24 protein-coding genes are annotated in these 25,479 nt (G+C 62.2%); 11 read left to right on the top strand and 13 right to left on the bottom strand.

Going from position 1 to position 25,479, the window contains the following annotated elements; translation table 11 throughout:
* Window positions 1-2 precede the first annotated feature (2 nt).
* Window positions 3-173: a LysR family transcriptional regulator gene (locus V6093_RS13250; RefSeq protein ID WP_202607602.1), complete on the top strand. Its 171-nt coding sequence runs from the start codon at window positions 3-5 to the stop codon at window positions 171-173.
* 366 nt (window positions 174-539) lie between these two features.
* Here the strand turns inward: V6093_RS13250 and V6093_RS13245 are convergent, their stop codons facing one another.
* The 9 genes from V6093_RS13245 to V6093_RS13205 form a co-directional block, all read right to left on the bottom strand.
* Complete coding sequence (locus V6093_RS13245; RefSeq protein ID WP_003255261.1) at window positions 540-1,508, bottom strand: peptide ABC transporter ATP-binding protein; 969 nt, start codon at window positions 1,506-1,508, stop codon at window positions 540-542.
* Window positions 1,508-2,476, bottom strand: coding sequence for an ABC transporter ATP-binding protein (locus tag V6093_RS13240; protein WP_003255260.1), 969 nt, complete (start codon window positions 2,474-2,476; stop codon window positions 1,508-1,510). Before V6093_RS13240 ends, V6093_RS13245 begins: the two co-directional genes overlap by 1 nt.
* 10 nt (window positions 2,477-2,486) lie before the next feature.
* Entirely contained in the window at window positions 2,487-3,413 is a 927-nt protein-coding gene (locus V6093_RS13235; protein ID WP_003255259.1) for an ABC transporter permease subunit, read from the bottom strand.
* A 10-nt stretch (window positions 3,414-3,423) separates the two neighbouring features.
* On the bottom strand, window positions 3,424-4,434 hold the full coding sequence (locus tag V6093_RS13230) for an ABC transporter permease subunit (RefSeq protein ID WP_003255257.1): 1,011 nt from the start codon (window positions 4,432-4,434) through the stop codon (window positions 3,424-3,426).
* Between the two features lie 91 nt (window positions 4,435-4,525).
* The gene (locus V6093_RS13225; RefSeq protein WP_406669813.1) at window positions 4,526-6,136 is read right to left on the bottom strand and encodes an ABC transporter substrate-binding protein; all 1,611 of its coding nucleotides are present in this window, start codon (window positions 6,134-6,136) and stop codon (window positions 4,526-4,528) included.
* A gap of 78 nt (window positions 6,137-6,214) precedes the next feature.
* On the bottom strand, window positions 6,215-7,594 hold the full coding sequence (locus V6093_RS13220) for an OprD family porin (RefSeq protein ID WP_003255254.1): 1,380 nt from the start codon (window positions 7,592-7,594) through the stop codon (window positions 6,215-6,217).
* 228 nt (window positions 7,595-7,822) lie between these two features.
* Window positions 7,823-9,415: an ABC transporter substrate-binding protein gene (locus V6093_RS13215; protein ID WP_003255252.1), complete on the bottom strand. Its 1,593-nt coding sequence runs from the start codon at window positions 9,413-9,415 to the stop codon at window positions 7,823-7,825.
* Between the two features lie 146 nt (window positions 9,416-9,561).
* Window positions 9,562-11,187 carry an ABC transporter substrate-binding protein gene (locus V6093_RS13210; RefSeq protein WP_012051277.1) on the bottom strand — a complete coding sequence of 542 codons (1,626 nt, stop codon included), beginning with the start codon at window positions 11,185-11,187 and terminating at the stop codon, window positions 9,562-9,564.
* A 380-nt stretch (window positions 11,188-11,567) separates the two neighbouring features.
* Window positions 11,568-12,284: an SIMPL domain-containing protein gene (locus V6093_RS13205; protein WP_003255248.1), complete on the bottom strand. Its 717-nt coding sequence runs from the start codon at window positions 12,282-12,284 to the stop codon at window positions 11,568-11,570.
* 202 nt (window positions 12,285-12,486) lie between these two features.
* Between V6093_RS13205 and V6093_RS13200 the strand changes: the two genes are divergently transcribed.
* The 7 genes from V6093_RS13200 to V6093_RS13170 all read left to right on the top strand — a co-directional run bounded on the left by V6093_RS13200 (window position 12,487) and on the right by V6093_RS13170 (window position 18,199).
* Complete coding sequence (locus V6093_RS13200; protein WP_003255246.1) at window positions 12,487-13,743, top strand: ATP-binding protein; 1,257 nt, start codon at window positions 12,487-12,489, stop codon at window positions 13,741-13,743.
* Entirely contained in the window at window positions 13,743-14,303 is a 561-nt protein-coding gene (locus tag V6093_RS13195) for a response regulator transcription factor (RefSeq protein ID WP_003255244.1), read from the top strand. The genes V6093_RS13200 and V6093_RS13195 overlap by 1 nt, the downstream gene beginning before the upstream one ends.
* A gap of 108 nt (window positions 14,304-14,411) precedes the next feature.
* Window positions 14,412-15,491 carry a serine hydrolase gene (locus V6093_RS13190; RefSeq protein ID WP_265978146.1) on the top strand — a complete coding sequence of 360 codons (1,080 nt, stop codon included), beginning with the start codon at window positions 14,412-14,414 and terminating at the stop codon, window positions 15,489-15,491.
* Window positions 15,488-15,784: a hypothetical protein gene (locus V6093_RS13185; protein ID WP_012051281.1), complete on the top strand. Its 297-nt coding sequence runs from the start codon at window positions 15,488-15,490 to the stop codon at window positions 15,782-15,784. The genes V6093_RS13190 and V6093_RS13185 overlap by 4 nt, the downstream gene beginning before the upstream one ends.
* 44 nt (window positions 15,785-15,828) lie before the next feature.
* Window positions 15,829-16,410: a YceI family protein gene (locus V6093_RS13180; RefSeq protein ID WP_004574419.1), complete on the top strand. Its 582-nt coding sequence runs from the start codon at window positions 15,829-15,831 to the stop codon at window positions 16,408-16,410.
* A gap of 1 nt (window position 16,411) precedes the next feature.
* Window positions 16,412-17,569, top strand: a complete 1,158-nt coding sequence (locus V6093_RS13175; RefSeq protein WP_003255240.1) for a phosphatidylserine/phosphatidylglycerophosphate/cardiolipin synthase family protein — start codon at window positions 16,412-16,414, stop codon at window positions 17,567-17,569.
* Window positions 17,570-17,620: 51 nt separating this feature from the next.
* Window positions 17,621-18,199 (top strand): DJ-1/PfpI family protein, encoded by a 579-nt coding sequence (locus V6093_RS13170; RefSeq protein ID WP_003255238.1) that lies wholly within the window; start codon window positions 17,621-17,623, stop codon window positions 18,197-18,199.
* A gap of 30 nt (window positions 18,200-18,229) precedes the next feature.
* On the opposite strand, the gene V6093_RS13165 is transcribed toward V6093_RS13170, so the two are convergent.
* On the bottom strand, window positions 18,230-18,628 hold the full coding sequence (locus tag V6093_RS13165) for a nuclear transport factor 2 family protein (RefSeq protein ID WP_003255237.1): 399 nt from the start codon (window positions 18,626-18,628) through the stop codon (window positions 18,230-18,232).
* Window positions 18,629-18,743: 115 nt separating this feature from the next.
* Here V6093_RS13165 and V6093_RS13160 point away from each other — a divergent pair, with 115 nt between their 5' ends.
* A complete protein-coding gene (locus V6093_RS13160; RefSeq protein ID WP_003255235.1) occupies window positions 18,744-19,334 on the top strand; it encodes a GNAT family N-acetyltransferase in 591 nt (196 codons plus the stop codon).
* On the top strand, window positions 19,331-20,203 hold the full coding sequence (locus V6093_RS13155) for a carbon-nitrogen hydrolase family protein (RefSeq protein ID WP_265978149.1): 873 nt from the start codon (window positions 19,331-19,333) through the stop codon (window positions 20,201-20,203). The genes V6093_RS13160 and V6093_RS13155 overlap by 4 nt, the downstream gene beginning before the upstream one ends.
* A gap of 120 nt (window positions 20,204-20,323) precedes the next feature.
* On the opposite strand, the gene V6093_RS13150 is transcribed toward V6093_RS13155, so the two are convergent.
* On the bottom strand, window positions 20,324-21,847 hold the full coding sequence (locus tag V6093_RS13150; RefSeq protein ID WP_003255232.1) for a fumarate hydratase: 1,524 nt from the start codon (window positions 21,845-21,847) through the stop codon (window positions 20,324-20,326).
* A 348-nt stretch (window positions 21,848-22,195) separates the two neighbouring features.
* Window positions 22,196-23,443 (bottom strand): hypothetical protein, encoded by a 1,248-nt coding sequence (locus V6093_RS13145; RefSeq protein ID WP_047603314.1) that lies wholly within the window; start codon window positions 23,441-23,443, stop codon window positions 22,196-22,198.
* 179 nt (window positions 23,444-23,622) lie between these two features.
* Here V6093_RS13145 and V6093_RS13140 point away from each other — a divergent pair, with 179 nt between their 5' ends.
* A complete protein-coding gene (locus V6093_RS13140; protein ID WP_047603316.1) occupies window positions 23,623-24,543 on the top strand; it encodes an iron-sulfur-binding ferredoxin reductase in 921 nt (306 codons plus the stop codon).
* Between the two features lie 42 nt (window positions 24,544-24,585).
* Here the strand turns inward: V6093_RS13140 and V6093_RS13135 are convergent, their stop codons facing one another.
* Window positions 24,586-25,314 carry a phosphatase PAP2 family protein gene (locus V6093_RS13135; RefSeq protein ID WP_047603318.1) on the bottom strand — a complete coding sequence of 243 codons (729 nt, stop codon included), beginning with the start codon at window positions 25,312-25,314 and terminating at the stop codon, window positions 24,586-24,588.
* Between the last annotated feature and the right edge of the window lie 165 nt (window positions 25,315-25,479).

Genomic DNA, 25,479 nt, shown 5'->3' with positions numbered 1-25,479 from the left:
ATATGAGTGATCATAGTTATGGACTATCAAATCTATCTTGCGAAAGTCATGTTGATATGTTGCCTTGCATGGCAGCATTTGCGGTAGTGGTTGAAACTGGAAGTATTGTAGACGCATCTGCCCGATTAGGCTTGACGGCGTCTGCAGTCAGCAAGCAGGTATCAAAGCATTGAAAATGCCTTGTCCCGTACACAAAAAACTGACACTTCCCTGATGGTCGAATCCCGGTATCCGTCCGGCCAACACATCTTCCTGACGGAACCGGCGAAGGCCATGGTGTCCACCTAAAAGTGGACACCATTTCTGACCCATCAAGCGCATTTTCCAGGCCTCAGCGCCGTACCTACAATAAACCTTTCAAAGCCCAGAGTGCGACGAGCCCGGCGCCTCCATCGCAAACATCGCCTTGGACTACAGCCTCAATGGCAACCTCGTCCACAAATGGATTCAGCTCCACAATCAAAAAGCCTTGGTACTTCAGCTGGGCAGCGCAGCAAGCTGCGGTTTTTCGCATTGAGGGCTGCCCAGTTTTCTAACAGTTAAAGAAACTGCTCCGCATAGTGGCACGCAACCTGCCGCGTACTCACCTGCCTCAGCGCCGGCACCTCCTTGGCACACCGCTCGGTCGCATACGGGCAGCGTTTGTGGAAGGCACACCCATCCGGCGGGTTCAGCGGGTTGGGGAGCTCCCCGACGATACGAATCTTCGGCTTCAACGGGTCTGGATGAATCGCCGGTGTCGCCGACAGCAGCGCCTGGGTATAGGGATGCAGCGGCTTGTTGTAGATGTCCTCCTTCGGCCCCATCTCCGCCGGCCGCCCCAGGTACATCACCAGTACCTGATCCGCCACATGCCGTACCACCGCCAGGTTGTGCGAGATGAACACGTAGGCAGTGTTGAACTCCTTCTGCAGATCCATGAACAGGTTCAGCACCTGCGCCTGAATCGACACGTCCAGCGCGGAGGTCGGTTCGTCGGCCACCAGCACCTTGGGTTGCAGCATCATCGCCCGGGCCAGGGCGATACGCTGGCGCTGGCCGCCAGAGAACATGTGTGGGTAGCGCTGGTAGTGCTCGGGGCGCAGGCCGACCTGCTCCATCATCTTCTGCACTTTGTCGCGGCGCTCGGCCTTGCTCAGCGAGGTGTTGATCAGCAGCGGTTCGGCCAGTTGGTCACCGATCTTCTGCCGTGGGTTGAGCGAGGCGTAGGGGCTCTGGAACACCATCTGCACATCGCGGCGCAGTTGTTTGCGCTCTGCCTTGCTGGCGCCCTTCACCTCGGTGCCGGCAATTTGCAGCGAGCCGGACGACGGCTCTTCGATCAGGGTCAGGGCGCGGGCCAGGGTCGACTTGCCGCAGCCCGACTCGCCGACCACGGCCAGGGTCTTGCCGGCCTCCAGTTCGAACGACACGCCATTGAGCGCGCGCACCAGCGCATGGCCCTTGAACAGCCCGCGGGAGACTTCGTAGTGCCGGGTCAGCTCCCGGGCAGATAGAACGACGGCCATCACGCCACCTCCTGGTTCAGCGGGTAGAAGCAACGCACCAGGCTGTGGGCCTGTGGGTCGAGGGGCGGGCGCTGGCGCCGGCAATTGTCCTGTACATAGGGGCAGCGTGGTGACAGCAGGCAGCCGACCGGGCGGTCGTAGCGGCCGGGGACGATGCCAGGCAATGTGGCCAGGCGCTCGGCGCCAATGCTGTGCTCGGGGATCGCGGCGAGCAGGGCTTCGCTGTAAGGGTGGGCGGGCACATCGAACAGTTCTGGCACCTGGCCCACTTCCACGGCTTGGCCGGCGTACATCACGCACACCCGCCTGGCGGTTTCGGCGACCACGGCGAGGTCGTGGGTGATCAGGATGAGCGCCATGTTGCGCTCCTTCTGCAGGTTGACCAGCAGTTCCATGATCTGTGCCTGGATCGTCACGTCGAGGGCCGTGGTCGGTTCGTCGGCGATCAGCAGCTTGGGCTCGCCGGCAATGGCCATGGCGATCGCCACACGTTGGCTCATGCCGCCTGACAGCTGGTGCGGGTAAGCGTCCAGGCGGCTTTCGGCGGCCGGAATCTCGACCTTCTTCAAGAGCTCCAGAGCACGCTGGCGGGCAGCCTTGCCCTTGAGGCCCAAGTGCTGGCGCAGCACTTCCTCTATCTGGAAGCCCACGGTGTAGCTGGGGTTGAGCGCGGTCATCGGGTCCTGGAAGACCATGGCGATGTCCTTGCCCACCACCTTGCGCCGCTGACGGCCGCTGAGCTTGAGCATGTCGGTGCCGTCGAAGGTGAGGGCGTCGGCGGTGATGCGCCCGGGCGCATCGATCAGGCCCATCAGGGCCATCATGGTGACCGACTTGCCCGAGCCAGACTCGCCGACGATGGCCAGGATTTCGCCGGCATCCACCGCCAGGTCCAGGCCATCGACCACCGGTACCGCGTTGGCGTCGCCGAAGCGCACATTCAGGTTGTTGATCTGCAACAGTGACATGGCGTTCTCCTCAGGCGGCGTTCTTGAGTTTCGGGTCCAGCGCATCGCGCAGGCCGTCGCCCATCAGGTTGATTGCCAGCACACTGAGCAGAATGGTCAGGCCGGGCAGGCTTACCACCCACCAGGCGCGCTCGATGTAATCCCGGGCCGAAGCCAGCATGGTGCCCCACTCGGGGGTAGGCGGCTGCACGCCGAGGCCGAGGAAACCCAGCGCAGCAGCGTCGAGGATCGCCGAGGAAAAACTCAGGGTCGCCTGCACGATCAGCGGTGCCATGCAGTTGGGCAGCACGGTGACGAACATCAGCCGGGGCAAGCCGGCGCCGGCCAGGCGGGCAGCGGTGACGTAGTCGCGGTTCAGTTCGCCCATCACCGCGGCGCGGGTCAGGCGCACGTAGGACGGCAGGGAAACGATGGCGATGGCGATCACGGTGTTGATCAGGCCAGGGCCGAGGATGGCGACGATGGCCACGGCCAGCAACAGCGACGGCAGCGCCAGCATCACGTCCATCAGGCGCATGATCGACGGGCCGAGCAACTGCGGGAAAAAGCCGGCCAGCAGGCCAAGGAGAATGCCCGGGATCAGTGACATCACCACTGACGACAGGCCGATCAGCAGCGACAGCCGTGCACCTTGAATCAGCCGCGAAAGCAGATCACGGCCCAGTTCGTCGGTGCCCAGGATGAACTGCCAGGTGCCGCCTTCCAGCCACACCGGCGGGGTCAGCAGGAAGTCGCGGTACTGCTCGCTCGGGTCATGTGGGGCGACCCAAGGCGCGAACAGCGCGCAGAATACCACCAGGCACATGAAGGCCAGGCCCATGACCGCGCCTTTGTTGCGCGCGAAGGCTTGCCAGAATTCTTTGTACGGGGAGGGGTAGAGCAGGCTCTGGTCCACCGGGCTGGCCGGTGACACGGATTTTGTAATCGGGCTAGTCATGGCAAGGGCCTCAGCGCTGATGACGGATGCGTGGGTTGGCCAGGCCGTAGAGGATGTCCACGACGAAGTTGACCAGAATCACCAGGCAGGCGATCAACAGGATGCCGTTCTGGACCACGGGGTAGTCACGGGCACCGATGGCTTCGATCAGCCATTTGCCGATGCCCGGCCAGGAAAAGATGGTTTCGGTCAGCACCGCACCGGCCAGCAGCGTGCCGACCTGCAGGCCGAACACGGTCAGTACCGGGATCAAGGCATTGCGCAGGCCATGGACGAACACCACACGGGCCGGCGACAGGCCTTTGGCGCGGGCGGTGCGGATGTAGTCTTCGCGCAGTACTTCAAGCATCGACGAGCGGGTCATGCGGGCGATCACTGCCAGCGGGATGGTGCCGAGCACGATGGCCGGCAGGATCAGGTGCATCACAGCGTCCTTGAACGCGCCTTCTTCATCGCTGAGCAGGGTGTCGATAAGCATGAAGCCGGTCTTCGGCTCGATGTCGTAGAGCAGGTCGATGCGCCCGGACACCGGGGTCCAGCCCAGGCTCACGGAGAAGAACATGATCAGGATCAGGCCCCACCAGAAAATCGGCATCGAGTAGCCGGCCAGTGATATGCCCATGACCCCGTGGTCGAACAGCGAACCGCGCTTGAGTGCGGCGATTACACCGGCCAGCAGGCCGACGACGCCGGCGAACAGCAGGGCGGCGAAGGCCAGTTCCAGGGTGGCCGGGAACAGGGTGAGGAACTCGCGCCACACGCTTTCGCGGGTGCGCAGCGATTCGCCAAGGTCACCCTGGGCAAGTTTGCCGACGTAGTCCAGGTACTGGACCGGCAGTGGCTTGTTCAGGCCCAGGCGTTCCATGGCCTGGGCATGCATTTCGGGGTCGACCCTGCGCTCGCCCATCATCACTTCCACCGGGTCGCCGGGGATCAGGCGTATGAGCGCGAAGGTCAGCAAGGTGATGCCGAAAAAGGTCGGTATCAGCAGGCCAAGGCGCCGGGCAATAAAACTCAACATTGTCGGGGTTACCTCATCAGGCCGTGGGGCGATCAGCCCGGTACGGCAGTGCCGCCGGTCCCCGTATGGGTGGCCGGCGGTCGTTGTTGTTCTACTTCACCTTGGTGGTGGCGAAGTTGTTGTTGGTCAGAGGGTTGATCACGTAGCCCTCCACGTTGTCACGCATGGCGGTGAACATCTTTGGATGAGCCATGCTGATCCAGGGTTGTTCGTCATCGTACACTTTCAATGCCTCGTTATAGAGCCTTGCACGCTCGTCGTTGTCGATCACTTCGCGGGCGCGGCTGATCAGCTCCTGGAACTTGGGGTTGCACCAGCGCGCATAGTTCTCGCCACTTTTCACGGCATCGCAACTGAGCAGTGGGCTGAGGAAGTTGTCCGGGTCGCCGTTGTCGCCGGCCCAGCCGGTGGACACCAGGTCGGCTTCGCCGTTCTTCGCCCGGCGCAGCATCTCGGCCCATTCCATGACGCGGATATCCAGCTTGAGGCCGATCTGTTTGAGGTCGGCCTGCAGCATCTCGGCGGACAGGCGCGGGTTGGGGTTGGTCGGGCCGCCGCCGTTGCGGGTGAACAGGGTGATTACCGTGCCCTCGGGTACACCGGCCTGGCTGAGCAGTGCGCGGGCTTTGTCGAGGTCGCGCGGTGGGTTCTGGTTGTGGGTGTTGTAGCCGATCATGGTGGGTGGGTAAGGGTTTACACCCACCAGCGCGTTGCCTTTGCCAAACAGTTGGTCGACATGGGTCTGGCGGTCGAAGGCCATGTTGATGGCTTTACGCACACGCACGTCGTTGAGGTATTTGTGCTGGGTATTCATGGCGATGTAGCCGGTGACCAGGGCCTCGATTTCTTCAACCTTGAGTTTCGGGTCTTGCTTGATCGACGGCACGTCATCGGGCTTGGGATAGAGCGCCACCTGGCACTCGTTGGCGCGCAGTTTCTGCAGGCGCACGTTGCTGTCGATGGCGATGGCGAACACCAGCGCATCGGCCGGCGGCTTGCCGCGGAAATAGTCCGGGTTGGGCTTGAAGCGGACCTGGGCGTCCTTGTTGTAACGCTGGAAGATGAAAGGGCCGGTGCCGATCGGTTTGCTGTTCAGCTCGGCGGTCTTGCCAGACTTGAGCAACTGGTCGCCGTATTCGGCGGAGTAGATCGAGGTAAAGCCCATGGCCATGTCGCGCAGGAACGGCGCTTCCGGTCGGCTGAGGGTAATCACCACGGTGTGCTCGTCAGCCTTGCTGACTGACTTGAGCAGTTCCTTGAACCCCATGCTCTCGAAGTACGGGTAGCCGACGCTGGTCTTGTCATGCCAGGGGTGGTTCGGGTCGAGCTGGCGATTGAGGCTCCACAGCACGTCATCGGCGTTGAAGTCTCGAGTTGGCTTGAAGTAGTCGGTGGTGTGGAACTTCACCCCCTGACGCAGATGGAAGGTGTAGGTCAGACCGTCGGCTGAAATGTCCCAGCGCTCGGCCAGGGCCGGCTGGATCTCGGTGGTGCCGGGTTTGAAGTCGACCAGGCGGTTGAACACTGTCTCGGCCGAGGCATCGGCGGTGACTGCGGTGGTGTACTGGGCGATGTCGAACCCTTCCGGGCTGGCTTCTGTACACACCACCAGCGGTTTGGCCGCCAGTTGCGTGGCGCCGCCCAGAAGCAGCGCGACCAGGGCTAGGCGCAACGGCCGCGATTTCATTAAAGCTCTGTGCATGTGTTGAAAACTCCCTGCTTGCATTGGTTCCAGCGTAGCCGCCCCGGCCCGCAGCGAAACGGGCCAGGGCGTCGACGGTCAGAGAATGTTGAACGGAATGGTGGTGACCACGCGGAACTCATCCAGGCTGCCATCGCCCTGGGCCTTGCTGGCGCGATGGGTGGTGTAGGTGGCGCGTATGCTGGTGTCTTTCAGCGGCCCGCTCTGCAGCGCGTAGCTGGTGCCGATACCCCACTCATAGTGGGTTTCGCCATCCAGGCCATTCACGTCGTAGGCAGTGCCGCGGTAGTGAGTGCCGTCGATACCCCAGCCGCGGGCGTTGTACAGGTTGAACTTCAGGCCAGGCACGCCATAGGGCGCCATGTTCAGCACATAGGAAATCTGCAGCGATTTCTCGTTGGGGCCGTTGAAGTCCGACAGCAGCGAGTTGGCCAGGAAGATGCCGTTGGTTTCGTGCAGGTAGTCGAAGTACTCATTGCCGTTGACCTGCTGCCAGGAGGCGCTGAGGGTGTGGGCCTGATGGGTCAGGCCCAGTGACAGGCTGTAGGTGTCGTTGTCGATCTTGCCCATTTTCTGGCTGCCGGCGTCGACGGTCTTGTAGTAGTTCAGGCCGGTGCTCAGGCTGAGCACTGCGCTGTCGCCGAGCACATGGTTGGCGCCGAAGTAGTACTGGTTCCAGAAGTCGTCGACCTTGGTGGCGTACAGGCTGGTACTCAGGCTCTTGAACGGCTGGTAGTTGATGCCGGCGGTGCTGGCACGGTCGGTTTCCACGCCGGTGGCGCTGTACTCGCTGCGGAACTTGCTGAGGCTCTGTTCGGTACGTGGCGAGACGCGGTCGAAGGTGCCCAGGTCGAGGCTGAGGTTGTCGAATTCAGCGCTGTGCAGGAACGCGCCCTGGAAGCTCGAGGGCAGGGCGCGGTTGCCGATGTAGGCGATCATCGGCGTGTCCACCGACTGGCGGCCAAGGGTAAGGGTGGTGTTGGACACGCGCGCCTTGATATTGCCCAGGCCCAGTTTGCTCCACTGGCCGACGGGGTCGCCATCGCTGTGGGTGAGGGTGCGGTTGTTGGGGCCGGCGATGGCTTCGCGGCTCTGCTGCAGGGCGATGGCGTTGTAGCCGGCAGCCTCGACGGCGAAGCCCACGGTGCCCTGGGTGAAGCCGGAGCTGTAATTGAGGATGGTGCCCTGGACCCAGTTTTCACGGCTGTGGGTGTCGTGGCGGGTGCCGTCGTTCTTGTAGTACTTCCACAGCGGCGCGCGTGCGGCACGTTCGCGGGCATACCAGTTGCGGGTGCTGCCGGACAGGCTTTGGCCGTCGATGAAGCCGCTGGCTTGCGCTTGCTCGCTGCTGCTTTTGAGGGTGAGCGGGAGGTAGTCCTGGCTCTGCGGATCTGCCTGGGCCACCGTGGAAAAGGCACCGATGGATAACGCCAGTGCGGTCAAGGTGAATACTTTCAAGGTTAAAGCTCCCTTTCTTTTCTAGTTATGGCCGGCCTTGTGGGCCGGGTGATTGCTGCGGTGTTGCCAGGGGTGCCGCGGGATCGCCGGGCAGAATCGGGGCGTTGTGTTGGCCGTTCTGGCCTCGTCGCGGGCAAGCTCGCTCCCACAGGTAGGGCGCAGTGTCCGAACCTGTCGAGATCCTGTGGGAGCGGGCTTGCCCGCGAAGAGGCCGGTACTGGCTAACGCTTAATCAACACTCACACCGGAAAAATCATTGCGCCCAAACGGGCTGACCTTGAACTGGGAAACCTTGACGCTAAGCGGCTGGCTCACGGTGGAATGCGCCACCGGCGTAATCGGTACCTGCTGCTTTAGCCGCTGCTGGGCCTGCTGGTACAGGGCGGTGCGTTGCGTACGGTCGGTCACTTGCTTGGCCTGCTTGACCAGGCTGTCGTACTGCGGGTCGCACCACTGCGAGTAGTTGTTGCTGCCGATGGCATCGCAGCTGTAGAGGGTGCCCAGCCAGTTGTCCGGGTCGCCGTTGTCACCGGTCCAGCCGATCAGGGCGATGTCGTGCTCACCGTTTTTCATGCGCTTGAGGTATTCGCCCCATTCGTAGCTGACGATGCGCACCTTGAAACCGAGTTTGCTCCAGTCGGCCTGGAGCATTTCGGCCATCAGCTTGGCATTGGGGTTGTACGGGCGTTGCACCGGCATGGCCCACAGGGTGACCTCGGTGCCAGGTTTGACACCGGCCTGCTGGAGCAGCTGTCTGGCCTTTTCGGGCGCGTACGGGGCGTCCTTGATGCTGTCGTCATAGGACCACTGGGTTGGTGGCATGGCGTTGACCGCCCGTTGGCCGGCGTCCTGATACACCGCCTGGAGGATGGCTTTCTTGTTGACCGCCATGTCCATTGCCTGGCGCACTTCCAGGCGGTCGAATGGCGGGTGCTGGGTGTTGTAGGCGATGTAGCCGAGGTTGAAGCCTGGTTGCTGGAGCACCTGCAGTGTGCTGTCGGCCTTGAGCGCCGGCAGGTCAGCCGGGCGGGGGTGCAGGGTGACCTGGCATTCGTTGCGGCGCAGTTTCTGGATACGCACCGAGGGGTCGGTATTGATCGAGAACACCAGGTTGTCGATCTTCACCTCGTTCGCTGCCCAATAGTCCTTGTTGCCCTTGTAGCGGATCTGCGAATCCTTCTGGTAGCGCTGGAACACGAACGGCCCGGTACCGATAGGCTGCTGATTGATGTCGCTGGGGCGTCCACTGGCCAGTAGCTGTTCGGCGTATTCAGCGGAGAGGATGGAGGCGAAACTCATGGCCAGGTTCTGGACGAACGCGGCATCGACGGTGTTCAGGGTGAACACCACGGTCAATGGGTCGGTCTTCTCGACGCGGGCGATGTTCTTGTCCAGGCCCATGCCGTTGAAATAGGGAAACTCGGTAGGGTAGGCCTGACGGAACCGATGCCCCTTGTCGAGCATGCGGTTGAAGGTGAACAGCACATCGTCGGCGTTGAACGTGCGGCTCGGGCTGAAGGCCTTGTTGCTGTGGAACTTGACCCCTTCACGCAGGTGGAAGGTGTAGCGCAGGCCGTCGTCGGACACCTCCCAGTGCGTCGCCAGGGCCGGGTGCACGGCGGTGCCGCCACGTTCGAACTCGACCAGGCGGTTGTAGATGGGTTCGGCGGCGTCGTTGTCGGTGGCGCTGGTGTACTGGGCGGTGTCGAAGCCGGCGGGGCTGCCTTCAGAGCAGAACACCAGGTTGTTGGCCAGCAGGACCGGGGATTGGCTGACCAGGCCCAGAGCCAGCAGCGCGGAAAGGCGGGTAACGTGGCGCATGGCAAATCCTTTTTCATCTGTTCGCGCCGCCTCCGGGTACGAATGGCGGCAACAGTTCGCCGTCCCCGCAGCGTATGGCCGCAGGACGACATGAAGAGGTGGCGGGGGTGAAGGGCACCCGCGATTCAGCGGGTGCCTCAGTCAGCCTATTTGTCCACGCTGACGCCGTAGAAGGAATTCAGCGCGAACGGGCTGATCTTGAAGTCCTTCACCTTGGCGCTCATGGGCTGGTAGACAGTGGAGTGGGCGATCGGGGTGATCGGTACCTGCTCCTTGAGGATATGCTGCGCCTTCTGGTACAGCTCGGTGCGCTTGGCCTGGTCGGACGTGGCCTTGGCCTGCTTGATCAGGTCGTCGTAGGGCTTGTAGCACCACTTGGAGAAGTTGTTGCCATCGACGGCATCGCAACCGTAGAGGGTACCCAGCCAGTTGTCCGGGTCACCATTGTCACCGCTCCAGCCAATCAGCATGGCACCCTGTTCGCCACCTTTGGAGCGCTTGATGTACTCGCCCCATTCATAACTGACGATCTTCGCCTTGATACCGATCTTGGCCCAGTCGGACTGGAGCATTTCGGCCATCAGCTTGGCATTGGGGTTGTACGGGCGTTGCACGGGCATGGCCCACAGGGTGATTTCGGTGCCTTCCTTGATGCCGGCTTCCTTGAGCAGTTGCTTGGCTTTCTCGGGGTCGAAGGCGGCGTCCTTGATGCTGTCGTCATAAGACCACTGCGTGGGCGGCATGGCGTTGACCGCCAGCTGGCCGGCGCCCTGGTACACCGACTCGATGATCTTTTTCTTGTCCACGGCCATGTCCAGCGCCTGTCGGACTTTCAGCTGGGCCATGGGGTTGGCCTCGTTGCTGCCCTTGATCTTGTCCATCACGTTGTAGGCGATATAGCCGAGGTTGAAGCCGGCCTGCTGCGGCATTTGCAGGTTCTTGTCGGCTTTTAGCGGCTCGATGTCGGCCGGGCGTGGGAACAGGGTGACCTGGCACTCGTTCTTTTTAAGCTTCTGCATGCGCACCGAGGCGTCGGTGGTGATGGCAAAGATCAGGTTGTCGATCTTCACGTCCTCGGGCTTCCAGTAGTCCTTGTTGCCCTTGAAGCGGATCTGCGCGTCCTTCTGGTACTTGCTGAACACGAACGGGCCGGTGCCGATCGGCTTCTGGTTGATGTCGGCGGCCTTGCCATTCTTGAGCAACTGGTCGGCGTATTCGGCGGACTGGATCGAGGCAAAGCTCATGGCCAGGTTCTGGATGAACGCGGCGTCCACCTCGTTGAGGGTGAACTTCACCGTGTGCTCGTCAAGCTTCTCCACCTTGGCAATGTTCTTGTCCATGCCCATGTCGGTGAAGTATGGAAACTCGGTGGGGTACGCCTTGCGGAACGGGTTGTCCTTGTCGAGCATGCGGTTGAAGGTGAACAGCACGTCGTCGGCGTTGAACGGGCGACTGGGCTTGAAGTAGTCGGTGGTGTGGAACTTGACCCCTTCACGCAGGTGGAAGGTGTAGGTCTTGCCGTCGTCGGACACTTCCCATTTGGTCGCCAGGCCCGGGATGACCGCAGTGCCGCCGCGCTCGAACTGGGTCAGGCGGTTGAACACGGTCTCTGCCGAGGCGTCGAAGTCGGTCCCGGTGGTGTACTGCCCCGGATCGAAGCCGGCTGGGCTGCCTTCGGAGCAGAACACCAGGTTGGATGCGGCGACGGCCGACGGTGCGCCGCTGAGCAAGCCTGCACCCAGCAGGAACGGAATGACTGCGTGTTTGAGCATGGTGGCCTCATTGTTGTCATTTTTTGGATGAGGTGGCCTCGTGAGCCGACCTGCGGATACTTATGCAGGGGGTGTTCCCAATGCAACAGGTACAAGGATAGTTGGCGTCAGAAAAGTGGTACGACCGTACATGGATGTCGCATCGGTATAACTTTTGGCGAAGTTAAACGTTTGCGTAGGCAAAATGATGGCGTTTTGCGCGATGTTTCTAGGCAAGGGTAAACGTAGGACGCACCTTGATGGTGCGTAAGAAAGGTCTGAAAATCGTGAAAATGGCGCGTTCACCTGTAGGAGCGGGTTTACCCGCGAACACGGGCGAAGCCCGTGCCATCCACCGCCGTGTCTTGCTCGCGGGCTCCCACAGATGATGCGTGGACGCCTTATGGCATCTGCACTTCGATCAGGCCATCGGCATTCATGCTCACTTCACTGGTGCCCGCCTCGATATCTGGCGCCGGTGCTGCTTCATCAGCCCCCATGGCCTTCATCGCCATCGGCGCGCTACGCAAGTACGGGCGCGGGTAGCCGCTGCTGTTGAGGTTCAGGCTCACCACTTTGTAGCCTTTGCCACCCAGCGCTTCGGTCGCCAGTTGCGCGCGTGCCTTGAAGGCATCGACCGCATCCTTGAGCAGTGCATCCTCGCTGGCCTTGCGCGTGGCCGGGGCGATGGAGAAGTCCATGCCAGCCATTTTCAGCTCTTGCAACAAATCGGCGGTAAGCTGGGACAAGGCCGGGAAGTTGGCGCTTTCAAGGCGCAGTTCGGCGCGCTCGCGCCAGCCGGTAATTTTCTGGCCCTTGCTGTCATACACCGGGTAGCTGTTGCGGCTGCCTTGGCTGATCTTCACGTCCTTGACCTGGCGCGACTGCTGCACGGCCTTGTTCATGGTTTCGGTAATCTGCTTGGCGAGCTTGCCCGGGTCGCTGTTCTGCGCTTCGCTGTACAGGGTCACGACCATCAGGTCGCGCGCCACTTCCTTGCTGACTTCGGCACGCAGCGATACCTGGTTGAAACGCGGTTCATCGGCGGCCAGTGCCGGCAGGCTGGCGAGCAGGCCGCAAGACATGATCAGAGCAGCGCCGCGACGTGGGATTTGCATGTGGTACTCCTTGGCATTTAAAGGCGTGGGGGCTGGTCATCCATTCCACGCATGGCCCATAAGACCGGCAACAGTGTAGTGGGTTCAAAAGTGCCATCATGAACCTGTGACAAAGTGTGGCGCTTTGCCGCATCGCTGCAGCGAGGCGCCCGGCTTCGGTATACTCCAGCCGATTTTTCTGGAGCACTCATCAGGAGAGCTCATGCTCGCCGCCGTACAACCGTTGTCCGCTACCCGCCAGAACCTCTGGCGCCTGACCGTCATTCGGGTCCTGGTCCTGGCTGCCCAGGCCGGCTCGGTGGGCGTTGCCTACTGGACCGAACTGCTGCCGTTGCCCTGGCTGTCACTGGCCGGCACCTTGGCCTTGTCTTCGTTGCTGTGTGCCTTCACGGCCCTGCGCCTGCGGCTGTCGCTGCCCGTCACCGAAATGGAGTACGCCCTGCAGCTGGCCTGTGACCTGCTGATCCACAGTGCCTTGCTGTATTACTCCGGCGGCTCGACCAACCCGTTCGTGTCGTATTACCTGGTGCCGCTGGCGATTGCCGCGGTGACCTTGCCGTGGCTGTATTCGCTGATCCTGTCGGGCATTGCGCTGACGGCCTACAGCTTGCTGCTGGTGCAGTTCTACCCGCTCGAAGGGCTGCCGATGGCGCGGGACAAGATGCAGGTCTACGGCATGTGGCTGAGCATTGCCCTGGCGGCGGCTGTGATCACCTTCTTTGCCGCGCGCATGGCCGAAGAGCTGCGCCGCCAGGAGCAGCTGCGTTCAGAGCGGCGTGAAGAAAGCCTGCGCGACGAGCAACTGCTGGCTGTGGCTACCCAGGCTGCCGGTGCCGCCCATGAACTGGGTACGCCGCTGGCGACCATGAGCGTGCTGATCAACGAAATGCGCCAGGACCACACCGACCCGCTGTTGCAGGAGGACCTGCAGATCCTCCAGGACCAGGTAAAGCTGTGCAAAGAGACCTTGCAACAGCTGGTGCGCGCAGCCGAAGCCAACCGACGCCTGGCCATCGTGGAGCAGGATGTGACCGCCTGGCTGGACGAGGCGCTCAACCGCTGGCACCTGATGCGCCCGGAAGCCAGCTACCGCTTCCAGCGCCTGCGCGACGGCAAGGTGCCGCGTCTGGCGCCGCCGCCAGACCTGACCCAGGCGTTACTGAATCTGTTGAACAATGCCGCCGATGCCTGCCCTGATGATCTGGAGGTTCGCCTGGACTGGGACGCCCAGGACATCGTCATCAGTATCCGCGACCATGGTCCTGGTGTACCGCCAGCCATTGCCGAAGCCATTGGCAAACCTTTTATTACCACCAAGGGCAAAGGCTTCGGCCTGGGCCTGTTCTTGAGCAAGGCCAGCGTGACCCGTGCGGGCGGCTCGGTGAAACTCTATAGTCATGAACAGGGTGGCACCCTGACCGAACTGCGCCTGCCCTATGGCAAGCGAGGAGATGAATGATGAGCGAAGAAAACCAGGTCGAAAGCGAAGAGCTGCCGCACCTGCTGCTGGTGGATGACGATGCCACCTTCACCCGGGTCATGGCCCGGGCCATGAGCCGTCGCGGTTTCCGTGTGAGCACTGCCAGTTCTGCCGAAGAAGGCTTGATTCTGGCCCAGCAGGACCTGCCGGACTACGCCACGCTGGACCTGAAGATGGATGGCGACTCCGGCCTGGTGCTGCTGCCCAAGCTGCTGGAACTGGACCCGGAAATGCGCGTGGTGATCCTGACCGGGTACTCGAGCATTGCCACCGCAGTGGAGGCGGTCAAGCGCGGTGCCTGCAACTACCTGTGCAAGCCGGCTGACGCCGATGATGTGTTGGCAGCACTGCTGTCGGAGCACACCGACCTGGATACCCTGGTGCCGGAAAACCCGATGTCGGTCGATCGCCTGCAGTGGGAACACATCCAGCGCGTGCTGAACGAGCATGAAGGTAATATCTCGGCCACCGCGCGGGCGTTGGGCATGCACCGACGGACGTTGCAGCGCAAGCTGCAGAAGCGGCCGGTTCGGCGCTGATTCTGTATTGATGATGTTGGCCTGTTCGCGGGGGCATCCGCTCCTGCAACTGTGAGCGCGGGCTTGCCCGCGAAGGGCTGCAAAGCAGCCCCCATCAAGGCGAGCACGATGAAGGTACTGTTGGTCATCCTTGCGCTGGTTGCAGGTAGCGCCAAGGCGGAGGACTGGCCTGACCCGCAGTGGCAGAACGACCCCGCCACCCTCGACTGGCAGGCCGTCGACGCTTACGCCTTTCCTGCACGCTCCCCCTCGGAGCGCAGCGGCATCCGCACGGACGCTCTGCTGATCATCCGCGACGGGCGTATCCTTCACGAGCGCTACACCGCGCCCACCCGTGCCGCCACCGCGCACCTGACCTGGTCGGTAAGCAAGAGCGTACTGGCCACGATAATGGGCGTGGCCCAGGGCGAAGGCCGCTTCCAGCTGCAAGACCCGGTCAGCCGCTTCTATCCACCCATGCGCGCCCACCCAGGCGTGCGCGTGGCCGACCTGCTGCACTGGGCCAGTGGCCTCGAGTGGCAGGAAGACTACGAATACGCGCCGCTGAAGTCCTCGGTGGTGGCCATGCTGTATACCCGTGGCCGCGCAGACATGGCTGCCTACGCGGCGGCGCGGGGTGCCACCGCCAGCCCCGGTCAGCGGTTCCTCTACTCCAGCGGCGACAGCAACCTGCTGGCCGCCGCGCTGCGCGGCATGCTCGATGCCGGGCAGTACCCCGACTACCCCTGGCACGCACTGTTCACCCCGTTGGGTATCGGCAGTGCGGCGTGGGAGCGTGACCGGGCAGGCACCTACGTAGGCTCTTCCTATCTCTACCTCAGTGCCCGTGATTTGGCCCGTATTGGCCTGCTGATGCAGCGCGACGGGCGCTGGCAGGGCCGACAATTGCTGCCCAAGGCCTGGGTCGCCTTCAACCGCACCCCGTTTGCCCTGGCCCAAGCGCTGCCTGGCGAGGCCGTCCCTGGTGGCCATTGGTGGCTCAACCAGCCGCTGGCTGGCGCCGAACGGCCTTGGCCCAGTGCACCGGCAGACACTTTCGCCGCCCTTGGCCACTGGGGGCAGGCGTTATATGTGCTGCCTGAGCAAAAGCTGGTGATCGTGCGCTACGCCGATGACCGCGACGGCAGCTATCGACACGACGAACTGCTCAAGCGGGTGCTGGCGGTACTGGCCGGGGAGGGGGCATGAAGCGGCTATTGCTGCTGGCGCTGGCAGGGCTCCTGTTCTGGGCATGGCAGGAACGCCAGGCGCTGGCGGACTTCCCCGGCATACTCTCGGCCTACTCGGCCAAGGAATACTGTTCCTGCCGCTTTGTCATGGGCTTCGACAAGGTGTACTGCCAAGGGTACGTGAAGCAGTGGCTGCCACTGAGCCTGCTGGAGGAAAACAGCCAGCAGCGGCGAGTCACCGCTGAAGGCCTGGGGCGACGCAGCCAGGCGGCCTGGCAAGGCGCGCGTGAGGGCTGCCGCTTGCTGCCATGAATGCAGGCGGGTAAGGTTGGCGGCCTGGTTTCACGAGATCTGTCATGTTCAAGTTGCCCCGTCTGCTGCCTGCCTTATTGCTGGCTTTGTGCCTGCCCGCTCATGCCAATTGGCACCTGGATGGCGAATCCTCACGGCTGTCATTCATCACCGGCAAGAACGGCGACACCGCCGAAGTGCATCGCTTTCTGGTGTTGCATGGCACGGTCGATCGCAAGGGTATGGCCGGGTTGAGGATCGAGATGGACTCGGTGAGCAGTGGTATTCCGCTGCGTGACGAGCAAATGCGCGACAACCTGTTCGAGGTCGAGCGCTTCGCCGAGGCCACCGTGAAGGCGCAGATTGACCTGCAGCCGATCAATGACCTGGCCGACGGTGCACAGATCGAATTGCGCCTGCCGCTGACGGTCACCCTGCATGGCCAGTCGCACAGTTACAGTGTTCTGTTGCTGGCTACCCGCCTGGATGCGCGGCGCTTCCAGGTGGTGACCCTTGAGCCTCTGGTGCTGCGCGCCGAAGATTTTGGCTTGCTGCCGGGGCTGGAAAGCCTGCGCAAGTTCGCCCGGTTGAAGTCCATCAACCCGTCGGTACCGGTTAGCGCGGTGCTGATCTTCACTGCGCGCTGACATGGCGGGGCCGGTCTTCCCCTGGCGTGATGGCAATCAGTTCGAACTGCTCATCGACGGCCCTGTGTTTTTTCCGCGCATGCTCCAGGCGATCATGCGTGCCGAGTTCCAGGTTGACCTGGAGCTGTACCTGGTCGAGGCCGGGGCCTGTGCCGATGCAGTGGTCGACGCGCTGGAGCAGGCTGCCCGGCGTGGCGTACGGGTGCGGTGCCTGTTCGATGACTACGGTTCATTGGCCTTCAACAGCGCGTTGCGTCAGCGCCTGCTGGACGCTGGCGTGTACTTGCGCTGGTATAACCGCCTGCGCTGGAAGCGTGGCCTGCGTAATCTCTACCGTGATCATCGCAAATTGCTGCTGGTTGACGAACGTTGGGCCGTGGTGGGGGGGACGGGCGTTACCGACGAGTTCTGGACGCCCGGTGAGGCGACCAGCGAATGGCACGAAGTGATGGTGCAGATGCAGGGGCCGGTGGTGAGCGACTGGCAGTTGCTGTTTGACCGTCAGTGGCAAGCCAACAACCGCCGCACCGCCTGGCGCCCTGCTGAAGGCTTTGGCCTGCCGCGTCTGCCCAAGGTGCCTGCGCAGGGTCAGGGCATGGGCCGGGTCGCTTATGCCGACGCCCGCCAGCACCAGGACATCCTGCACGCGCTGGTACGGGCGCTGAACAGCGGCAAGAAACGGGTGTGGCTGGCCACGCCGTACTTCCTGCCGACCTGGAGCGTGCGCCGTTCATTGCGTCGGGCCGCCAGCAAGGGCCTGGACGTGCGTCTGTTGTTGACCGGTCCGCGCACCGATCACCCCTCGGTACGCTACGCCGGGCATCGTTACTACCCGCGTCTGTTACGTGCGGGCGTGCGGATTTTCGAGTACCAGCCGTGCTTCCTGCACCTGAAGATGGCTGTGGTAGACGACTGGGTCAGCGTCGGTTCTTGCAACTTCGACCACTGGAACTTGCGCTTCAACCTTGAAGCCAACATCGAAGCGCTGGACCCGCCGTTGACAGCGGCGGTGGTGGCCAGCTTCGAGCGCGACTTCGCCCAGAGCGAAGAAGTCGACCTCGCCCACTGGCATGCGCGCCCTTTGTGGCGCAGGGTGAAGCAACGGATCTGGGGCTGGCTTGATCGGTTGGTGGTCAACTTCCTCGACCGCCGTGACTGACAGCGGCTATCGTGCAGTGACTATTCACAGTTAACCGAAGGAGTGGGCGAGATGACGGCGAAGAAAATTCTCATGCTGGTGGGCGACTACGTCGAAGATTACGAAGCGATGGTGCCGTTCCAGGCCTTGAGCATGGTGGGCCACACGGTGCATGCGGTGTGCCCGGAAAAGCTGGCGGGGCAGACCGTGCGTACCGCGATTCATGACTTTGAGGGTGAACAGACCTACAGCGAAAAGCCAGGGCACAATTTTGCCCTGAATTATGATTTCGTGCGGGTGCGGCCCGAGAGTTATGACGCGCTGCTGATCCCAGGTGGCCGCGCGCCGGAGTACCTGCGCCTGAATGAAAAGGTGTTGGACCTGGTGCGGGCGTTCGACCAGGCCGGCAAGCCGATTGCGGCGGTGTGCCATGGGGCCCAGCTGCTGGCAGCGGCAGGGGTGCTGGAGGGGCGTGAGTGCAGCGCGTACCCGGCATGTGCGCCAGAAGTGCGCCTGGCGGGTGGCACGTTCATCGACATCGCGGTGGACCAGGCGCATGTGGATGGCAACCTGGTGACCGCACCGGCATGGCCCGCGCACCCGGCCTGGCTGGCGGCGTTCCTTCAAGTGCTGGGCACGCGCATTGTCTGACAGGCTTGATTGAATTGGCAGCGGGTTGCTTCAGGCAACCTGCTCAACCCAGTCATTGAGGTTGTAGTAGTTGGTCACCCGGGCAATCTTGCCACAGTGAATATAGAAGAACGCCCCCGCCGGCAGCACATAGGTTTGGCCGTTTGCCGTCGGCAGCCCTTCGTCATCGGCCAGGTATTGGCCATGCACGGTGAACTCCGCCGCCGCGCGGCTGCCATCGGCGTTCTGCATCACCACGATGTCGGCCAGGCGCTCGCGGTAGCAGCGGTTCATCTTGTCCATGAACGCGGCGAACCTGGCCTTGCCCATCTGACGCTCGCCCTGGTTGATGTCGTGGATCACGTCTTCGCTGAGCAGCGCCAGAAAGCCCGGCATGTCACCCGCGTTGAAGGCGGCGTAGTAAGCATTTACCAGTTCGGTTGCGGTCATGGAACATTTCCTGTCGTGTAGGGAAAAGGCGGGTCGTTACCTCGGATGATAGGGTTTCCCCTCAAGCCCGGCTTAGCCGAGCGCGTCATCCACATCGACAAAACGACCGCCAAACATGGAAATACGCCTGTTGCACGGTGCCGCTATCGCGCCTTACATCGATGACCTCGCTCGCCTGCGCCTTACTGTGTTCCGCGAGTTCCCCTACCTGTACGACGGCACCCCGGAGTACGAGGCCGACTACCTGGCCAACTATGCCCGCTCCGGGCGCAGCCTGGTTGTGCTGGCGCTGGACGACGGCAAGGTGGTCGGCGCCTCTACCGGCCTGCCGTTGGTGGATGTCGCGCCCGAATTTCAGCAGCCATTCCTGGCCCAGGGGCGCGACCCGGCCAGTGTGTACTACTTCGGGGAGTCGCTGGTGTTGCCGGCATACCGCGGTCAGGGCCTGGGGGTTCGCTTCTTCATCGAGCGCGAGTCCTACGCACACAAACTGGCCGAGTTCGATTACTGCGCGTTCTGCGCGGTCGAGCGACCTGGTGCGCACCCGCGACGGCCAGCCGAGTACAAACCCCTGCATGGCTTCTGGCGCAACCGCGGCTTCCTGCACGACCCATCGCTGCGTACCACCTACGCCTGGCGCGACCTGGACGAGCAGGAAAGCTCCGACAAGCTGATGTCGTTCTGGCTCAAGGCACTGCCGATATGATCCGCCTGGCAGCCTGCCAGTACGCTATCGAGCTGCACGAAACCTGGGACGCCTACGCCGACCACCTGCAAGGCCTGTGCGCCGAAGCGGTGGAGGCGGGGGCACGCTTGCTGCTACTGCCGGAGTACGCCGGGCTGGTGCTGAGCGGCCAGCTGAATGCCGGGCAGCGGGAAGACCTGAAGGCATCGATTGCCGGCATCCAGCCGCTGATCGAACCCTGGAAAGCGTTGTGCGAGAGCCTTGCCCGACGCTGGGGGATCTACTTGCAACCGGGCAGTGTGCCGGTGCTGGACAACGATGGGTGCTACCGCAACCGTGCCTGGCTGTTCGGCCCCCAAGGTGTGCTGGGTTATCAGGACAAACTGATGATGACCCGCTTCGAGCGCGAGCAGTGGGACATCGCTGCAGGCCAGGGGCTGCAGGTGTTCGAAACCGAACTGGGGCGCTTGGGCATTCTGATCTGCTACGACAACGAGTTCCCGATGCTGGCCCGCCGCTTGGCCGAGTGTGGTGCCGACCTGATCCTGGCGCCGAGTTGTACCGATACCGAGGCCGGTTACCATCGGGTGCGTATTGGCGCCCAGGCGCGCGCCCTGGAGAACCAGATTGCCGTGTTGCAGAGCCCTACGGTGGGGGTGGCGCCCTGGTCGCCGGCATTGGACGAGAATATCGGCCGGGCAGGCTTGTTCGTGCCGCCGGATCACGGGATGCCGGGGGATGGGGTGGTGGCGTTGAGCGAGCAGTTGAACCCGGACTGCAGCCATTGGCTGGTTTGCGAGGTAGATCTGCAGGAAGTGCGGCGGGTGAGGCGGGAAGGGCAGGTGTTTACCTGGCGGGACTGGCCGGAGCAGTTCGAAAGAGTCCTGTGATGACAGTGGCGGCCTCTTCGCGGGCAAGGCCGCCCCCACAGGTAACGCGTAGCCTTCTGGCTTGCGCTGTACGTGTGGGAGCGGGCCTGCCCGCGAAGCCGCCGCCGCAGTTACATCAGGTTACTTCACTTCGACGGCCAGGCTTTCGGCAATCTTGCTCTGCCACAGGGCAGGGCCAGTGATGTGTACCGACTCGCCGTTGCTGTCCACAGCGACGGTCACCGGCATGTCCTTGACCTCGAACTCGTAGATCGCTTCCATGCCCAGCTCGGCGAAGGCCAGTACCTTCGACTTGCGGATGGCCTGGGCGACCAGGTAGGCAGCGCCACCAACAGCCATCAGGTACACGGCCTTGTTGTCCTTGATCGCCTCGATGGCGGTCGGGCCACGCTCGGACTTGCCGATCATGCCCAGCAGGCCAGTCTGCTCAAGGATCTGGCGGGTGAACTTGTCCATACGGGTAGCAGTGGTCGGGCCGGCTGGGCCTACCACTTCATCACCCACCGGGTCGACCGGGCCGACGTAGTAGATGAAGCGGCCTTTCAGGTCTACCGGCAGCTCTTCACCACGGTTGAGCATTTCAACCATGCGCTTGTGCGCGGCATCGCGGCCGGTCAGCATCTTGCCGTTGAGCAGGATGGTTTCGCCCGGCTTCCAGCTGGCCACTTCTTCCGGAGTAATGTCGTCGAGGTTGACGCGACGGGCGCTTGGGCCGGCTTCCCAGACGATTTCCGGGTAGGCGTCCAGCGACGGCGCTTCCAGTTCTGCCGGGCCGGTGCCATCAAGCACGAAGTGGGCGTGGCGGGTAGCGGCGCAGTTGGGGATCATGCACACCGGCAAGGACGCCGCGTGGGTCGGGTAATCCATGATCTTGACGTCGAGCACGGTGGTCAGGCCACCCAGACCCTGGGCGCCGATGCCCAGCTGGTTGACCTTGTCGAACAGCTCCAGGCGGATTTCTTCCAGGCGGTTCTGTGGGCCACGGGCTTTCAGTTCGTGAATGTCGATGGACTCCATCAACACTTCCTTGGCCATGACCGCGGCCTTCTCGGCGGTACCGCCGATGCCGATGCCGAGCATGCCAGGCGGGCACCAGCCAGCACCCATGGTCGGCACGGTCTTCAGTACCCAGTCGACGATCGAGTCGGACGGGTTGAGCATGGCCATCTTCGACTTGTTTTCCGAGCCGCCGCCCTTGGCTGCGACATCGACTTCCACCTTGTCGCCGGGGACGATGGAGTAGTGGATCACTGCCGGGGTGTTGTCCTTGGTGTTCTTGCGGGCACCGGCCGGGTCGGCCAGGATCGAAGCGCGCAGGACGTTTTCAGGCAGGTTGTAGGCGCGACGCACACCTTCGTTGATCATGTCGTCGACGCTCATGGTGGCGCCGTCCCAGCGCACGTCCATGCCCACGCGGATGAACACGGTGACGATACCGGTGTCCTGGCAGATTGGACGATGGCCGGTGGCGCACATGCGCGAGTTGATCAGGATCTGGGCGATGGAATCGCGTGCAGCAGGCGATTCCTCACGCAGATAGGCCTCGTGCATGGCCTGGATGAAATCGACGGGGTGGTAGTACGAGATGAATTGCAGGGCGTCGGCGACGCTCTGAATCAGGTCGTCTTGCTTGATCACGGTCATGCAGCGCGCTCCTCTTAAAGACGGGAACATTCAAAAAGACGCTCGACATAGCCGACCAGCACGTCGAAGCGCCTTGCAAGGCGCCGGCAGGTCAGGCCGACGGAAAAAGGCGCGGCAGTATAGCGCGCATCCGTGCCCGGCACACCTGCGGCCGGTCTGGACCATGGTCGGTAACGGGCAGGCATGGTTTTTCTGCCAAGCGTGACGTCGCAGGCGACAGGTATCCAAGAGGCTGAGTGGTGATAGGGGGTGAGCCGACTGAAGAATATGGAGGGTACAGGCCGAGCTCGTGCACGGGTTAAGGTGAACTCGGCCTTTGATCACTACAACGTAGCAGAGGTGATGGGGTCAACTGTCCGTGTTGCAACGGAGTAAAAAGCCCACGCGGGCACGACCGGACTCGAAATCGGTTCCGCAGATGATGGTTTTGCCAGTCACCTCGGCGCTGGATCTCACGGCAATATCCATGCTGTCACCCAATGCAATGCGTCCCCAGCCGCGGTTTTCACCAAATGCTGTGTCAGGAGTTCCGTCAAGGTTGAAGCGCCCGACGACGACATCAGCTTCTTCACCGCCTAACGTGGAACCGGAGGTGATAATTTTCTCCAGGGAACGGTTGACGTATCCGCTTGTCCACTGCCCGCCCTCGCCACCAAATTCGGTGGTGCCGCCGAAGCCGGGGATTTTCGAGCCGCTGCGCGTAAAGGCCGTCAGGTAGCCTTTTTGCAGGCCCACGGAGGCGATGCAAACGATGCTGCCTTCATCATTCAGCGTATCCAGATCATGGAAATACAACCCGCTCGCGAGCTCCGATAGTAAATATCCATTCGCACCAAACTCTCCATCTTCCAAACCGGTGTCTTTCAAGCAGACTATGTAGGGGCCACTGTCGTCCTTGATTGTAGTGATGCCGCAGACATAGATTTTTCTGCCTGTGATCAAGCAGACTCTTCCGGAGCTTTCGGAAGATTGAGGAGGGGTCAGGAATTTATATCCAACCTTATTGAAGCTGGTGTCGTAATCTCCGTCGAAGTTAAACTTCATCAGCACGCTGTGTGACCAGGGGTACTGGTAGGTAACAAAAACTCCGTCTGTGCTGGATATGCTGGTGAGGGGCGGTGCCGCTGCCGGATTCGTTGTCGGATTTGTTGAGGACTTCGGAGGTGCCGGGGGCAGTTCGATGACCTTGTGTCCATGGCTGCCGAATCGGGTGTCCAACTGCCCGTTCGCAGTGAAACGAGCCAGCGCCGGCAACTCCAAGTTGGTCGATGGGTCGCGGCAGGTGCCCGTGATGATGATGTGCTCGCCGTGCAGATGAATGCCTGCGGATGAAGAGTTGAAGCCCTCTTTGAAGGTTCCGGTAGCCAAGCCGCCTTTGCCAAACGTAGTATCCAATTTCCCGTTGTGGTCTATGCGCATGAGCGCATAACCCAACGCATCGCCAATACGGGTCTGACCTACGCACAGGCGCCATTTATCATCTTTGGCTGAGACTGTTGAGGCGTTTATTGACACCAAGTTCAGGTCTGGATAAGCAATGCCTTGTTCGCCATAGTCAGGGTCTAATAGTTCTGATTTTATAGGTGTGAATTTCATGATGGGTACCTCCACGCTTGAGGAGATCCCAGCGTGATGTGTTAGCCATCAAGGTTAAACTGTCAAATTTGTCAGTTGACACTCAATTCGTTGATTGTAAAAAAATAATTCTGCCGTCGCTGTGGTACATTCGCCATGAAACCCGCCGTCAGGTTCCTGGTTTTGGAGAAACTGTAATCATGCCCATAATCTGTGTGGGCTTGCGCCGTTGGACTGTGCCCATTGGCAGCAACCTGCTCGATGCCCTCAACGAGGCGGGGCTTAATGTGCCTTACAGTTGCCGCGCCGGCAGTTGCCACGCCTGCCTGGTGCACTGCCTGGACGGGCAACCGGCAGACGCTTTGCCCGAGGCATTGGCGTTGGAGAAGCACGCCCAGGGCTGGCGCCTGGCTTGCCAGTGCCGGGTGGTCGAGGACCTGCGTGTGGCGCTATACGACCCCTTGCTGGGTGGTGTACCGGCACAGGTCTGTGCGTTGGACTGGTTTGGCGATGTATTGCGCCTGCGGTTGCGCCCCGATCGGGTGGTGCGTTACCAGGCGGGGCAGCACGTGGTGCTGTGGCTAGGCGCGGTTGCTCGGCCTTATTCCTTGGCCAGTCTGCCGGGTGAGGACGATTTTCTCGAGTTTCATATCGATTGCCAGCGGCCTGGTGCCTTTTGCGACAAGGCGCGTGGTCTGCAGGTCGGCGATCAGATGCGTTTGGGGGAGTTCAGAGGCGGAGCCCTTCATTACGACCCTGATTGGCAGGAGCGGCCGCTGTGGTTGCTGGCTGCGGGAACCGGGCTGGCGCCGCTCTGGGGTATCTTGCGCGAAGCGTTGCGCCGGGGGCATCGGGGCGAAATCCGGGTGGTGCATGTGGCGCGGGATCCGGCTGGGCACTATCTGGCGGAGAAGCTGCTGGAGCTGCCCGGGGTGAGTGTCGAGTTGGTGCTGGTGGAGCATGTGGATGAAGCGTTGGCCGGGATGCGGCTGTTGTCGCGCCAGACGGTGGCGCTGCTGTGTGGGGCACCGGCGAGTGTCGAGCGGTTTGCCCGGCGGATGTTCATGGCAGGGGTACCGCGGGGGCAGGTGTTTGCTGATGTGTTCGTCGAGCATGCCTGAGGGTCGCCTTGACGTGCGAAGGGCCGCAAAGCGGCCCCTCTTTCATGCGGCGCTGCGCTCGGCGACGGGCACCTCGGCCTGCCCCCGCCGATAGAGAACCAGGTAATACGACCCCAATCCGATCAACCAGCAGAACACTGCCGTCCACACATTGTGCGACAGGAAGTGCGCCCCCTGCATCATCCTGCCCACCGACAGTACCGACCCTGCTATCAAGGCCACTGCAAATGCCACCCGCGCCAGGCGCGGCTTGCGATCACGCAGCATGAAAAACAAGGCGAACAGGCAGAAACCGGTCGCTGCATGCCCGCCCGGCCAGCACAGCCCAGGCTTGTCGGTAGGCGGCCGTGGTTCCAGCAGCTTGCTGTAGGTTTCGGTGCCGCCAAACTGGGTCAGGCTCCAAGGGCACTGCACCTGGGTGACTTTTTTCAGCGGCGTGACAAACGCCGTGGACAAGCCCAGTGCCAGCGCCAGGCAGCCCAGTTCACGGCGCCAGCCAAACAGGCGCTTCCAGAAAAAGCTCGCGGCAAAGGTCAGCAGCGATATCACCCCCAACAGGATCACCACTTGCTTGACCCGGTCATGCAGGATGTTTTCCAGCAGGTAACTGTGGCGGCCAATGAACTGCCCGGCAGCGGGGTCGAAGAACAGGTTGGCGACATCCATGTCGACTGAAGTCAGCTCCAGCAGGATCAAGGCCAGCGCAGTCGCCAGGGGAATCCCCAGGTACAGCCAATAGTTGATCGGGCGAGGGGAGGTGCGTTGCTGCATGACGGCTCCAGGGCGCGAAAAAGATCGGGTATTGTCGGGCGCCCGCTATCCTGTGTCCGTGAAGGATCAGTGAAAAAACCGTCAAGTGCGGTGAATTTTCCCCAGGGCTGGCACCGTGCAGGCATAGGCCTTAAGCTGCGCCTGCCGCGCACCACAGCGAGAAGC

It is taken from the genome of Pseudomonas putida group bacterium ESBL64 (assembly GCF_045277175.1).
In the GTDB taxonomy this organism is placed as follows: Bacteria; Pseudomonadota; Gammaproteobacteria; order Pseudomonadales; family Pseudomonadaceae; genus Aquipseudomonas; species Aquipseudomonas alloputida.
Note: the sequence above shows the minus strand (reverse complement) of the source record. Positions and strands in the feature narration are given on the sequence as shown.